The following is a 14119-nucleotide window of genomic DNA, read 5'->3' as shown; positions in this document are numbered from 1 at the left end:
TGAATGGTCACAGAGCCGTTTTTTTGCCTTCCAGAAGAGGAAGCAAATACCGGTGAAAAATATGGTCTGGATGGCATTGGGTGCGGGTCAGAGTTTTGGCCCGCAAGCTGATATCCTGCTCCATGGCCTGGACAATACGGGCTCCGTGTTCCTGGTAATAGGCGCGTTGGGATGGCTGGTACGTCTCTCGGGTGTCAAAGCCAAAGTTTCTGGCATCCCAGCGCATAAAATAGGCGCCTAAAGTGGTGCCCAGCTCTTGTAGGGCTGGAACGGCTTCATTGAGCACCAAATAGTTGCCCCGACTGGCGGCTTCCAATACTGTCAAGCCAAAGGATTCAGAATAGGATGGGCAGATGAACAGATTGGACAGGCCAAACAGCTCCAGCACGCTTGTGCGAGGAAATCCATCGGGGAAGCCCAGGTCTGAGGTGAATACCATGTCTGTGGGAGCCAAACCATATTGGCGGCCATGGGTGAGGATCATCTTCTTGTAGAGGGGGCTGGGAATGTCCGCACTGGGAAAGTCGCAGAACACCACTTGAACGGTTTTTGGGTCTGGCTGTGGATGGCTCCAGCCAGCGCGGCCACGGCTTCAAATCGTTTTCCAGTGGTGAGTCGGGCGGGGTATACGATGAGAAGCTCAGAACGCAGCAAATTTACGCTCTGAGCGATTCTATGAACCTCTGGGCTCAACGATTCCAGTAAGGGCAGAGAATTGGGTACAGCAGCACAGGCGTCTTGGGTGACCCCATATTGCCCGCCAGCGCCCCAAGTCCCGAACGGGTGGGGTAGACAAAGGTGGTATTGGGCATGGGGGAGAAGCGGGCGGAGAAGGGGGATTCTATGTGCTTGGGCCGGGGGACGGGGAGGGAGTGGGTAAAGGAGAGAAACCGAATGTGGGGGAGCTGCTCCTGGGCTTTACGGATGGCCACATTGTGCACCAAATGCCAGCCCTGGTATAGAATGTCATGGAGGATACATACATCCACATCCTGAAGGTGCCGGACAAAATCCTGAGCAAAGAGGTCTGCTTCTTGGAAGAAGGTTTCGTGTACCGTTCCGGTGGGCTGGGCGTAGTCGTACCAGGTGATGGGGGCGCCTTGGTGGGTGTTGACGATTTTGACCCACTGAATGCGGGGATCGGCGAAGATGCCGGCGCGGGCCTGGTCCGGGCAGGTCTCACTGACCAACACTTTCACTGGAATATCATGCTCCAACAGCATGGATAATTGATCGGCCACCACGTTGACCAGAGAGTAGGTGGAGGACAGCCCGGTGAACATGGTGAGAATGGCGACTTTCATGGTGTTTGACTCCTTTTTGAAACAAATCTGGGGGCGCAACACAGAAATGTTACGCCCCCAAATCACGAGATTACGGACAGTTGCAGGTGCAATCCTGGAACAAATCCAGCTTACTTTTCAATGTGGCCTCCAAATTGGCCACCGAGTTCACCATGGATTCCACCGATTGGTTGGTGGCCAAAAGGGTCTCGTGGGAGAGATCGTCCATGGATAAAATCTTTTGCAGCTTTTCTCCCTCGGCGTTGAGAATGTGGGATAGAGCTGCCTGCTGCAACGCCACCGACTCAAACAAATCCGTAATGGCCTGACAACGCAGGTCCGGGATGGGGGTGGAGGTGGTGGTGGTTGAGGTGGAGCCCGTGGTGGTAGTGGTCGTTGTGGTGGTACTACTGGTGGTACTACTGGTGGTACTACTGGTGGTACTGCTGCTGGTGGTGCTGCTGGTAGTACTGCTGGTAGTGCTACTGGTGGATGTGCTAGTGGTGGGCAGTAGGCACACCGTAGCCTCGGGCAGTTCCCCTTCAAACAGCTCGTTGTGACTTTCTGCGTTGCCGGTAAACGAGGCGAAGATGATGTTGCCGTTGATCTGGCTGAAGGTGGTGGTGGCATCGGCGAAGGGGGCCAGCACAGAGCCGTAGATGGCGGTGGTGCTGTTAGACCAGGTCAGAGCTTCGGGAAAGTTCCACACGATTCGTTTGGCATTGTCACGGGAGGCAGCCGTGCCGTTACGGAAAATTTGATAGCTGCCATACTGGATGCTGGGGCCGGTGATGTTAATGAGAATGGTGGACTCCACGGGAGCGATGATGTTGATGCCATTGAGCTGGTTGAGGGCCAGCCCGGTCCCGTAGATATCGGTGCTCTCAAAGGTAAAGATGTTTAAAATGGGATCGGTGGCAGTGAGATTCAGCTGCCCAAACACCACTTCTCCCACGCCGTTGGGCTCCAGAGTGGCCCAAAACACCGAGGCGCAGGTCAGATACCGTTCGGCTTCCACAAAGTCGATGGGAGTGCCGACAATGAGGGAACCGTTGGGGTTTCCCATGGTGTAGTTGATGACGGTGCTGGTGGGACTGATGACGGTGTTCCCGCTGGCATTGGAACCGTTGGTGACGTTTACAGTTCCACCGATGACAAAGGACGGATCGGTGTTGGCAGGGGGAAGGGGAGAAATGCTGGCGCCAACGCCGTAGTTGCTCAGGGTTGCGTTGCCGCCTACAGCCACCCGACCCTCTGCGTCGGTGTTGCTCAGGGTCAGATCACCGAAGACGAATACGTTATAATCCTTGGCTAGGCCAAAGTTTGTTGCCATGCTTTAAGCCTCCTGGACAAAAATGATGGGGGCGTACATGCCCCGCGGTGCAGTATATGCACCTAATGAGAGGACGGTGTCCACAAAAAGGATGGAACTTCCTGGGGAAGTTCCATCCTGATGCGGGTTATTCCATGGGTTTATCGACCTTTTCGCACAGGCAGTCCTGGAAAATGGCCAATTTCGAATGGAGAATCATTTCCAGCCTGGACACAGCATTCACCATAGACTCCACAGACTTGTTGGTGGCCAGCAAAACTTCGGCGGAGACATCCTTCATGGCTACCATCTTCTGAATTTTCTCACCCTCAGCGTTGAGGATGTGGGACAGGGCAGTCTCCTGCAAAGCGACGGACTGGATGATGTCGGTAATGGCCTGGGTTCGAGTGGTGTTGCTGGGTGTAATGACTGGCATTCCCATATGATATCAACTCCATTTGATTACTAAGCTTGCGCACACGCAATCCTATGCACGGTGGTCTGGAAATGTGACTGGAAAATTGGAGCGATCCAGTGGAGTTGAAGATTCAAGCCCGGTGACGTATACTATAAGAAAACCATGACACCGGAGGAAAGACTCATGCAAACTGCCACGCAGCTCCAACAGCTTTTGGCCCGCATCGATGGCCGCAGTTATCCCGCCTACAAGGATACCAGGGGGGCTTACCAGTTTCCCCAATATGTGCTGGCCATTGACCACGTGCAGGGAGACCCCTTTGCTGCGCCGTCCAAGCTGAGCATTCGTGTTCCAGGGAAGAAGGCCGGATTCCCTCCACAGCTCTACGCCCAGCCCTGTCAGCGCATCGCTTTACAGGACATGCTTACCAGGCTGTTTGCCCGGAAGGCGTCCCAAGCATCTGGGGTGGCCAGAGGATCGGGCCACAGCGGTCTTATCTCCATTTCCCGCTGTGGACAGGAGGTGCTGGAGCGCACCGCTTGTGTCATCCATCCCGCCACAGGAGACGTGGTGTTGCGTCTTGAGGTGGGATTTCCTGCCCGAGGCCGCACCATTGACGCCCGGGAGCTGAGCAAAATTCTCTTTGATTTGCTACCCCAATGCGTGGAGCAGTCTTTGCTGTACCGGAATCTGGACGGAAAGCGGCTGCAAGAGGTGGTGTACCTGGCGGAGGACCAGCAGTATATCCGGGATCAGCTTCTCCGGCTGGGACTGTGCGCCTTTGTGGCCAATGGCAGCGTACTACCTCGAGCCTCTGGCATTTCCCAGCTGCCCATGAAGGGAAGTGTCCCCTTTCAGTCACCCCCGGAATGGGAAGTAACCATGAAGTTACCCCACCGGGGAACGATCACTGGTATGGGCATTCCCCAGGGCATCACCCTCATTGTGGGAGGTGGTTACCACGGAAAGTCCACCTTGCTCAGGGCTTTGGAGTTGGGGGTCTACAATCACATTGCTGGGGATGGACGGGAGTATGTGATCACTGACCACACGGCGGTGAAAATTCGGGCCGAGGATGGCCGTAGCATCACCCAGACGGATATCTCCATGTTCATCCACGATTTGCCCAATGGCAAGGATACCCGATGCTTTTCCACGGAGGATGCCAGCGGCAGCACCTCCCAGGCAGCCAGTGTAGTGGAGGCCATGGAGGCCGGGGCAGGGGTTTTGCTCATGGATGAGGACACCAGCGCCACCAACTTTATGGTGCGGGACGAGCTGATGCAACGGGTGATTCACCGGACCATGGAGCCCATCACCCCATTTTTGGAGCGGGTGGAGGAGCTGTACCACCAACATGGGGTGTCCACCATCTTAGTGGCAGGCAGTTCCGGGTCGTATTTTCACGCGGCCCAGCACATCATTCAGATGGACCGATATGTGCCTCGGGACATTACAGAGCTGGCCAAGCGGGAGGCGGAAGCCTTCCCAGTGGCCCGTGAGAAGTTGGAGATCGCCCCCACGCCCAATTTCCACCGCTGTCCCAAGCAGGGAAGTGAGTTCCGCCGTGGGGAACGCATAAAACTTAAACCCATGGGGAGAGACGGAGTTTCCATCAACCGGGAGACCATCGACCTGCGCCATGTGGAGCAGCTGGTGGATTCCGAACAGCTCACGGCCCTGGGCTACTGCGTGGTGTACGCCCAGCAACACCTGTTGGACGGAAAACATACCTTGCAGCAGGTGGTGGAAGAGTTGGACCGGCTGATGGAGAAAAATGGGCTGGGGGCGCTGAATGAGACAGCATTTTTAGCCCGTCCTCGAACCCAAGAACTCTTTGCCTGCTTTAATCGGTACCGGGCATTGCAAATGGGATGAAAGATTGCCTTGCTTCACTGCGAAAATGGGTGTATAATGAAATAGGTCGGGGTGGAGTCGCCACCCAGGACAATGGAATACGGGGAGCTTGTATACAGGCTGAGAGGAAGGTGCGACCTTCGACCCACGAACCTGATTTGGATAATGCCAACGTAGGGAGATGTAAGCTGTACGCAGCGGGGATGCCAAATCTGGTATCCCCGTTTTTTATGTCTGTGGGCGCTTCCATCCCAGCATATACCGGAAAGGACTGGATGAGATGAGAAACTACACCACACAGATGGACGCGGCCAAGCAGGGTATCATTACCCCGGAGATGGAGAAGGTGGCGGCCAAGGAATACCGCACCGCTGAGGAGATTCGGGATTTGGTGGCCAAGGGTCAAGTGGCCATCTGCGCCAATAAGCTGCACACATGCCTGGACCCCAACGGCGTGGGCTCTATGTTGCGCACCAAGATCAACGTCAATTTGGGGGTATCCCGGGACTGTAAGGACTATGATGTTGAGATGCAGAAGGTGATGGCGGCCGTGAACATGGGGGCAGAGGCCATCATGGACCTGTCCTCCCACGGCAATACACAGCCCTTCCGCCGCAAGCTGACCCAGGAGTGCCCGGCCATGATTGGCACCGTTCCGGTCTATGACAGCGTCATCCACTACCAGCGGGATCTGGCCACCCTTTCTGCCAAGGACTTCATCGACGTGGTGCGGCTCCACGCCCAGGATGGTGTGGACTTTGTCACCCTCCACTGTGGCATCACCCGCAAGACCATCGACCAGATCAAAACTCACAAGCGGAAGATGAACATTGTCTCCCGGGGTGGTTCTCTGGTCTTTGCGTGGATGAGCATGACTGGGGAGGAGAACCCCTTTTATGAGTACTTCGATGAGATTCTGGATATTTGCCGGGAGTACGACGTGACCATCTCCTTGGGTGATGCCTGCCGTCCTGGATGTCTGGCGGATGCCAGCGACGTGTGCCAGATTGAGGAGCTGGTGCGCCTGGGCGAGTTGACCAAGAGAGCCTGGGCCAAGGATGTGCAGGTGATGGTGGAGGGCCCCGGCCACATGCCTCTGGACCAGATTGAGGCCAACATGAAGCTGCAGCAGACCATTTGCATGGGAGCTCCGTTCTATGTCCTGGGCCCCATTGTCACCGATATTGCCCCGGGCTATGACCACATTACTGCCGCCATTGGCGGGGCTGTGGCAGCCTCTGCGGGGGCAGCTTTCCTGTGCTATGTCACGCCGGCCGAACACCTGGCTTTGCCCAATGTGGAGGATGTGAAGCAGGGGATCATTGCCTCCCGCATTGCCGCTCATGCCGCAGACATTGCCAAGAAGATTCCCCACGCCCGAGACCTGGACGACGCCATGGCAGATGCTCGCCGCACCTTCGACTGGGAGAAGCAGTGGGAGTGTGCCATTGACCCGGAGACCGCCAAGAGCATCCGGGATGACCGGGCGCCGGAGCACGAGGACAGCTGTTCCATGTGCGGAAAGTTCTGTGCCGTGCGCAGCATGAACAAAGCCCTCAGTGGGGAGTACATCGACATTTTGTAACCATAAAATAAAAGCTAGGGGATACCTTCCTGGGATGGAAAGAGGTATCCCCTAGTTGCTTTTAAAAGGGTGAAATTTAAGTCATGACGCAATGATACATAAAATTCCATTGCATGGGTTTAAGCTGCGGTAGGCAAATCATCTGTGCTACAGGGTATCTTGGAAAAAGCTCTTGTATTGTTGGAGGCGTTTTTCTGTACTGACGCTTCGCAAGGCGTTGGGGGAGGGCGAGTACAGTTGGGTAACAGCGTATTTTTTGCCGTTGATGAAGACACTTTCCTTGGTTTCGTTTTCTCTTGCTCGATTGTGATACCCCTTATCCGCAAAAAAAAGATTGATATATTTTTTTACTTCACCTCTATTTGTGTAAACCAACTCTTGAATATTGGGATGATCTAAAAGCAACTTGTCCAATGGTTTTACTTCGATGGCCAGAAGAGAGGTATCATCGGCTTTCCCGTTGTGATGAATACAGCTTCCTACAATATCGGTAATACCCATGTGTAAATTCATCAATAGCTGCTTTCTTTGGTTGACGGCATCTGGAGAATTGACAAAATCCAGCGTAACGCCAGTCACTTCGGATAGTAGCTTCCAAAAGGCGTTATCTTTTGATCCATAATAAAAATCTACATCATTTGCAAATAAGCTTCTCTTACCGGAAACACAAAAGCGAAAAGGCGGCATGGTTCCGATGATGAGCTTTGTGGCGTTTTCTGGGATATAGGGCTCATAGGGATGGATCGAACGTATCACAAAAGTTCCTCCTTTGCTAATATCTAAGGGGAAAGATACCACCTACTGAATCAGAGACATTTTTGGATTCAGTGGCCTCTTGAATTCAAAAGGGAACATGTTCCTTGCAATCTTGCCGACTTTCTAACCTTTATTTTAACTCTGAGGCCGGGAGGAGACAAGTGATTTCTGCATGGTACATGATTCAGAGATTGAGGGACTGTAAACAAAAAACATTTCTCTTCCCAAAATTAAAAAACCTTAAGAAAGTATTCATAAGCTTTTTCTATTGGCTGTGATATAATCTCAGAACCTAATCAAGATATGGTCGGGAGAACAAGACGTGAAACGAACCGTTGTATTCTGAAAATAATAGCTGATCAACCTGTTTGTTAGGAACTCGAGGAGTATCTTTAAAAGCAGATAAGGGACTTTTAAATTCTATAAAGGTGACAATGATATGGAATATATTTTGCAAACAGATAACCTGTCAAAAGTCTACGGAACAAAAACTGTTCTGGATCGCGTGAGCATTCATGTGCCAAAAAAGTCAATCTATGGCTTAGTGGGAAAAAACGGAGCCGGAAAGACCACACTTATGCGTATTATCTGCGGCTTAACGCAGCAGAGTGAAGGCAGTTATACTTTGTTGGGGAAATCAAATGATGATGCAGTACGGAATAACATGGGAATGCTGATTGAAAAACCGGGCATCTACGAGAACATGACAGCATTGGAAAATTTGCGCTATTTTTCGCTTCTGTTTGACATCCAATCTCAAGATCATCACAGAATACTGGAAATAGTTGGATTGCAAAACGCTGGGAAAAAGAAAGCGTGTCAATTTTCGCTGGGGATGAAGCAACGATTGGGTATTGCAATTTCATTACTGGGAAATCCCGATTTTCTCATTCTCGATGAGCCAATTAACGGACTGGATCCGGAAGGCGTATATGAGATGCGTAAAATGCTGGAGATGTTAAATCGTGAAAATGGCACTACCATCCTGATTGCCAGCCATATTTTAAGTGAATTATATAAACTGGCCACAGATTACGCGATTAGTGATGGAGGACGTCTGATTGATGAGTTCAGCAAAGAAACGCTGGAACGTGCATGCAGCAGCGGTGTCCAGGTTACGGTTGAGCCGGAACACTTTGAAGGTGCCAAAACACTCATTGCATCCCGCTATCCGGATGTGCGATGCGAGGTCCTTTCCAACCAAAGCTTACGTCTCCATGAGAAAATCGATCCAGCGGATCTTAACCAATTCCTGGTGGAGCATAAAGTGCGAGTGTGTGGTTTGGGGACAAACGATGAAGACGTTGAGAAATTTTTTGTAGAAAAACTTTCCGGAGGGCAGGCGGTATGAAAAATCTAATCCGTGGACATCTTTATCAGCTTAAAAAAGACTATTTCTTTTTTGGATGTCTTGCTCTCAGTTTTATTTTTCTGATTATATCCATCCGGATCTCTTCGTTAGAAGCTGAATTCAGCCCTGTTACGGGTGTGGATAGCTTGATTGGTACATTTTTAGGTGGAGATATCATTCTCTATGCCTTCATGTTGTTAACGGCAAATATGGTTGCGGAAGCTTATCATTCTGGTGTAATGAAAACGATCATAGGACGAGGTGTCGCGAAGAATAAATACTATCTTTCCATCGTTTTTACAATATCCACTTTATATGTATTGGTCATGCTGATAAGCGGTATCGTTACAGGAGCTCTTGCAAGCAGCAGATTTGGCATGGGGACCGTTCTTTATCCCGGTTACTATGTTCTTTCCATAATCGCACGCATTCTGTTTGTGATGGCACACATCAGCTTTGCGATTACGATGACAACTCTCACCAGAAATGCAATTACAGGGGTTATTTTTGGCCTTGTTATTCCAAATGTCCCACAAATTTTAGAGAAGATCTTTGGCTTTTTTAAAGTAAACTTGGATCTGGATTTTTTCAAAATCTCTACCCATATGCCATCTGTTTATGCGGCGTCAAATGATTTATCATCATTTTTGCTGTGCTTCGTTGTGTTGAGCGGTTATCTTATTTTATCTGTTGTTACAGGGTTTAGACTTTTGAAGTATCAGGATATCAAGTGAGTTACAGGTATCCTCGAAAACGACACTGAATACATATCCTTACATTACCCATGAGATGCGGGACACAGAGCAAAAGCCTGTAGAGCCGAAAAGAGAAGCATTCGCTTCAGTCCGGCTCACTCGATACAGGCCAGAAACTGAATGTGTCAGTCAGATCAACGGCTATCTTTGGGAGGGGAGATACTCCCCCAGTGTGACGAGAGAAACCGGGAAAACTGTGCTTTTGCGTTGCGCAGTTTTCCCGGGTTGCCTTTTTGCGTCTCCAATCCAAGAAGCGCCGATCATGGCTCTTTCAGGAAATCTTTGGCTCTGGGTAGAGCTTGCCATTTTCCATGCGCAAGACATGATCATATCGAGCCAAGCTTTGGGGATCAGTTTTGTGAGTCACGGCAATGCAGGTGATTCCCCGCAGGCTCAGGATGCTATCCTCAATCTTTGCCGCGTTCTCAGCGTCCAAGGAGGATGTGGCTTCGTCCACCAGAAGCAGAGACTTTTTATGCAGCAGAGCCCGGGCTATGGCGATGCGCTGCCGTTCGCCGCCAGAGAAGCGGGCCCCGTTCTCCGCAACGCTTGTCTCCAGCCCCTCCGGCAAGTTGCCCACTACCTCGTCCAGGCCTGCTGCGTGGACAGCGGCCTGCACTTGGATGTCAGAGTAATCGCCGTGCAGGGTGATATTGTTACGGATGGTGTCGTCAAACAAAAACACATTTTGGTGAATGACGGCGCAGTCGCACTGCACGCCAACTTGGCCGTCCACGAGAATGTTGCCGTCAAAGTTGTTATAGTAGCCGGCCAATAGCTTTAACAGGGTGCTTTTCCCGCTGCCGCTTTTGCCGACGATGGCATACTTTTTACCTTGCGCGAACTGAGTGCTGGTGTGGGTGAGCACGGGGGTGTCTAAATAAGAAAATGTTACATTATCCAGTACCAGGTTATGTTTGACCTCAGTTCTGGGGGCAGGGGCATCAGGGGTGTTTAGCAGGGTCAGCATTTGGTTCACAATGGGTTGGGTAGACTTCAGTTGTGTGATCTGCCCTGAAATCTCGAAGGCGGGGGACACCACCATGCTAGTCAAATTTACCACGGCTAAGATACTGCCTAAAGAAATCAGACCGCGCACTGCGAACATACCAGCCAACAGCATAAGGAATAGCTGTACCATCACCGAGGAAATATTGGCCACGCTATACACCATGGCGTTGGTTGCAGTCATCTTCAACTTGCTGCTCTCCATGGCGTTGGCCTGGTCTCGGCAGATGATCTCGTTGTGTGGCTCGGCATGGTAGGTTTTCAGTACCTCGTAGCCGGTCAGGGCATCCTTTACCTTGCCGGTATAATCGGTAGTCCGTTTTACAACCTCCTCCTGACAGCGGGCCATTTTTTGGCCGAACAGTTGGGGCAGCAGGGTGGGAATACACATGGCCACGATGGATATTACAGCTACTAGAGGGTTGATGGTGAACAGCAGTACCACCGCTATCACAATGCTCAGGGCTGACTCGAAAATTTTGATGCTGTTTTTCAAATAGTTTTCTTCAAAGGTTCCCACAGACTGGGTTAGCAGGGTTAGGTTCTCGGCGCTGTTGCGGTTTTGGTGGGTGGACATGGGCTGGTGCAGCATCCCGTGGAACAAGGAGTTTTTCAGTTGCAGCATGATTTTTTTGATCCAAAGGCCCTGGATGTACATGGAGGCAAATACCACTCCGCCTACAAACAGCGCGAATATGACACATAGGATCGCAATGTGGGGAATTTGCGCAGTGCTGCCGGTGGAAATGCTCTCGTTGATGGTGTCGATGATTCGGCTGATCATCAGGGCCACCATTGCCTGTGCTGCTGTGTGCAGGAAGGTCACCACTGCCATGATGGCAGTGAGTAGCTTGTTTTTCTGATAAATATAGCTCTTCATGGTCATTCCTCCCGGTTTTCCAGATGGTTCGCGTCCTTTTTACAACCATTGGGATCATTGTACCTCAAAACCTGAAAAGAGCCATAACAAACCGTGTATAGAATAAACTTACACGATTTGTTATGGCTCTTTCGCATCATTTGTTAAGCAGTGGTCGGTCACAAGTCAAGGCCTAGTTTATCGTGGGCGAGGCGTTGAATCGACGAAAGGTATGTCGTTTGCTTTGTCAATGCCGTATAGGCGGCCAACGTTTTCAAAATATCGGCGCACTCCTCTTTGCGGTCTGTCAGACAGTAAATTTCTGCCCGGGTCAATTCAATCATCACCAAAAGACTGTGCTCGTCGTTTTTTAAACTCAAGGCTTCTGCTTCGTCGATGTATTGTAGCGCATCCTGGTACATCTTCATTTTGGCCAAAATGGCTCCCAAGTTTCTCACCACATTGATCTTGGCCCGTTCATAACTGACCACATCGCTTTTGTGCTTTTTCAGCGACGCATACAGGCGTTCTCCCAGGCGCAAAGCATCCATGTTGCGGTCCATGCCTGCCCAAATGGCCACCATGATATGGAGTAGGTCCACCTCGAAGATAGTGAGAATGGAGTTGGGGAAGTTTTCATAGTCGAAGTTGGGGCGGGTCAGGGCCAGCGCCTTTTGGGCCAGCTCCATGGTGTACGCAAGAGGATAGTTCTCTGGGTCAGTGTCGTGGCATTCCAGCCGCAGCGTGGACTCCACCAACCAGCAGAGTTGGCGGCTTCGAGTATCGTCAGGGCAGTCTTGTTGCAGACGGTTCAGCTCTTGCCAGGCCTGATCCATGTTTTCCTCTTCCCCCAGATTGACGATCACTTGGGCTCTTTCCTCAAAATCCTCCTGCTGCTCACTGCGGTAGTATACGTTGCAAATTTGATAAAGTCCGGTACCCAGTTTTTCCAGCAACGCTTCCAATACTGGCTGAGAGGGGATTTGGTTTCCATTCTCAATGCGTGAGATGGACACCGGGGAGCAGATTCCCTCGGCTAGATCCTCCTGTGAAAGCCCTTTTTGCTTGCGCAATTCGCGCAGGGTATCCCCCAATGAATTTTTCCGCATGGATGAGACCTCTCATTTCCGGGTAGTTGACCCAATACTCCAACTATAGTATAGCACATGATCGGCTGAAAAGGCAAAACTGCAGTCTTTCTGAGGTATTAAAGATATTGTGACAAAAATTTCCCAGCTCATTTAGCGCTTGCTGATAAAATCGTAGTATATGGGTGAGAGGGGAACAGATGTGAGTACCAACGTATTTTTTGAGGCCATGAATGAAGTGAGTGACCGATATTATGAGGAGGCTGCAAATTACCAAGCCCCAAAACGTTGGTGGGTAAAGTGGGTAGTTATGGCGGCTTATAGCCTTTGTGGCTCGTTCCTTTGTTGCGAGCTACTTCCATCAGCAAGGGACAGGGGAGCTGAACATTCAGACGGTATTGTGGTGGATGAACCCACACCCACGGTACCTGGAGGTTACATTAGGAAGCGTGACATCCATTTCAACGAATGGTAGGAGATGGTATCGACAGCTATGATCCGGTGTACTACGATCAGCTGTGGTGAGAAAGTGGAGGTGGAGCAGAAAAAACTGTGCCACAGAAGACAAGAGAAGGATCCTCTCGCTAGGTTTTGAAGTGTGTTTTCGTTAGACAGAAGGTTGACAGCGAATATCAATTTCTCCATCTGGCGTGGAACGGCACAGATAAAATTGATACGAATCCAACTCCTTCCAAGTGTCTGCTCCAAAATACTGCTGGAACAGTTCGAACGGAATGACCACAGAATACTCAGTTCCAGGAGACAGGCTGATGCCGTAGTTTCCAGTATCTTTTAGCACAGGGTTCATCAACGGAACCAATTCCCAATCTACCGTGGCATAGTTGTCGATTCCGTGCAGGTTGAAATCAATCAGATTCACACCTGGTAATTGACTATTGGCGTTAAATAGGGTGGCGTATGCCACTGCGATTTTATCTGCGGTCGTGGTTACGTCGGTTTCCGAAAGAGAGAAGGTCGAACATATTTGCGGAACGTCCAGGATGGCGAATCCGTCCACTCGAATGCTGTAACCCTCATCCATAGCATTTGCCTCCAAGGGGGCGATTTCTCCCGCAGAATAGGTGTATCGCACTTTTTGGTTAAGGTTATGATAGAAGCTGTTCAGGGACACATATCGCCAGGTCCACACACCAGCTATGAGTAGAACTGCCACTGTAATTAGAACACATTGGCGCCTTTTGCTCATGAGATCGTCCTCCGCTCCACTTTGCCGTCGTAGATGTGAAATATTTCATCGGATAGATCCTCCAAAATGGATGCATCATGACAGGACAGGATCAGGAGTGCCCCTCGATCGCGTTCCCGACGTAATAGAGTGCAAATCTGTTGGATGCCGTTGTCGTCCAGGGCATTGGTGGGCTCGTCCACCAAAATCAGGTCGGGCTGCTCCATGATTGCCGCCGCGATGCCCAGGCGTTGTTTCATACCCAGAGAGTATTTTCGAAATGTTCTTGGATCATCTGGGTTCAAGCCCACATCCTGAAGCGTTTGACGTATGTTTACGCTGGTCACACGGTGTTGAATTCCAGCCAATAGCTCCAGGTTTTTGAGCCCTGTGTGGTTGGGTAGGAAGGAGGGATTCTCCAGGAGAAGGCCTACGGACGGAGGAAAATCCATGTCTCTGCCCAGTTGACGTCCATCCACACATACACGGCCGGAGGTGGGGCGGATAAGTCCGGCCATCACTCGCATCAGCATGGTCTTACCCGAGCCGTTGGGGCCTTTGAGGCCGTATATGTGGCCACCCTCCAAAGTCATTGTGACATCATCTAACACGAGGGCTTTTTTGATGGTCTTGTTTACATGTTCAAGATTTAATTTCATGC

13 protein-coding genes and 1 riboswitch are annotated in these 14119 nt (G+C 50.9%); of the genes, 4 read left to right on the top strand and 9 right to left on the bottom strand.

Annotated elements, in window-relative coordinates:
* Positions 1–7 precede the first annotated feature (7 nt).
* The 4 genes from B5G37_RS15580 to B5G37_RS10205 form a co-directional block, all read right to left on the bottom strand.
* Positions 8–535 (bottom strand): glycosyltransferase, encoded by a 528-nt coding sequence (locus tag B5G37_RS15580; protein WP_204217911.1) that lies wholly within the window; start codon positions 533–535, stop codon positions 8–10.
* A gap of 154 nt (positions 536–689) precedes the next feature.
* Positions 690–1304, bottom strand: a complete 615-nt coding sequence (locus B5G37_RS15575) for a hypothetical protein (protein WP_204217910.1) — start codon at positions 1302–1304, stop codon at positions 690–692.
* 70 nt (positions 1305–1374) lie between these two features.
* Positions 1375–2616, bottom strand: a complete 1242-nt coding sequence (locus B5G37_RS15225; protein ID WP_087257127.1) for a choice-of-anchor A family protein — start codon at positions 2614–2616, stop codon at positions 1375–1377.
* A 127-nt stretch (positions 2617–2743) separates the two neighbouring features.
* Positions 2744–3037, bottom strand: a complete 294-nt coding sequence (locus B5G37_RS10205) for a hypothetical protein (RefSeq protein ID WP_087257125.1) — start codon at positions 3035–3037, stop codon at positions 2744–2746.
* A gap of 159 nt (positions 3038–3196) precedes the next feature.
* Between B5G37_RS10205 and B5G37_RS10200 the strand changes: the two genes are divergently transcribed.
* Both B5G37_RS10200 and thiC read left to right on the top strand, forming a co-directional pair.
* Entirely contained in the window at positions 3197–4891 is a 1695-nt protein-coding gene (locus B5G37_RS10200) for an ABC-ATPase domain-containing protein (protein ID WP_087257122.1), read from the top strand.
* Positions 4892–4961: 70 nt separating this feature from the next.
* A riboswitch (TPP riboswitch) is annotated at positions 4962–5067 on the top strand.
* An 83-nt stretch (positions 5068–5150) separates the two neighbouring features.
* Positions 5151–6455, top strand: a complete 1305-nt coding sequence (thiC, locus tag B5G37_RS10195) for a phosphomethylpyrimidine synthase ThiC (protein ID WP_087257119.1) — start codon at positions 5151–5153, stop codon at positions 6453–6455.
* Between the two features lie 147 nt (positions 6456–6602).
* On the opposite strand, the gene B5G37_RS10190 is transcribed toward thiC, so the two are convergent.
* Positions 6603–7211: a uracil-DNA glycosylase family protein gene (locus B5G37_RS10190; protein ID WP_087257118.1), complete on the bottom strand. Its 609-nt coding sequence runs from the start codon at positions 7209–7211 to the stop codon at positions 6603–6605.
* A 439-nt stretch (positions 7212–7650) separates the two neighbouring features.
* Here B5G37_RS10190 and B5G37_RS10185 point away from each other — a divergent pair, with 439 nt between their 5' ends.
* On the top strand, positions 7651–8562 hold the full coding sequence (locus tag B5G37_RS10185; RefSeq protein ID WP_087257115.1) for an ABC transporter ATP-binding protein: 912 nt from the start codon (positions 7651–7653) through the stop codon (positions 8560–8562).
* Positions 8559–9296, top strand: a complete 738-nt coding sequence (locus B5G37_RS10180) for a hypothetical protein (protein ID WP_087257113.1) — start codon at positions 8559–8561, stop codon at positions 9294–9296. The genes B5G37_RS10185 and B5G37_RS10180 overlap by 4 nt, the downstream gene beginning before the upstream one ends.
* 292 nt (positions 9297–9588) lie before the next feature.
* On the opposite strand, the gene B5G37_RS10175 is transcribed toward B5G37_RS10180, so the two are convergent.
* From B5G37_RS10175 to B5G37_RS10160, 4 genes are all read right to left on the bottom strand, one after another.
* Positions 9589–11205, bottom strand: a complete 1617-nt coding sequence (locus tag B5G37_RS10175; protein WP_158099399.1) for an ABC transporter ATP-binding protein — start codon at positions 11203–11205, stop codon at positions 9589–9591.
* A gap of 158 nt (positions 11206–11363) precedes the next feature.
* Positions 11364–12293 carry a helix-turn-helix transcriptional regulator gene (locus tag B5G37_RS10170; RefSeq protein WP_087257108.1) on the bottom strand — a complete coding sequence of 310 codons (930 nt, stop codon included), beginning with the start codon at positions 12291–12293 and terminating at the stop codon, positions 11364–11366.
* Positions 12294–12879: 586 nt separating this feature from the next.
* Positions 12880–13314, bottom strand: a complete 435-nt coding sequence (locus tag B5G37_RS10165) for a hypothetical protein (protein ID WP_143482919.1) — start codon at positions 13312–13314, stop codon at positions 12880–12882.
* Between the two features lie 161 nt (positions 13315–13475).
* A complete protein-coding gene (locus tag B5G37_RS10160) occupies positions 13476–14117 on the bottom strand; it encodes an ATP-binding cassette domain-containing protein (RefSeq protein WP_087257105.1) in 642 nt (213 codons plus the stop codon).
* Between the last annotated feature and the right edge of the window lie 2 nt (positions 14118–14119).

The organism is Pseudoflavonifractor sp. An85, from assembly GCF_002161235.1.
GTDB lineage: Bacteria > Bacillota > Clostridia > Oscillospirales > Oscillospiraceae > Enterenecus.
Note: the sequence above shows the minus strand (reverse complement) of the source record. Positions and strands in the feature narration are given on the sequence as shown.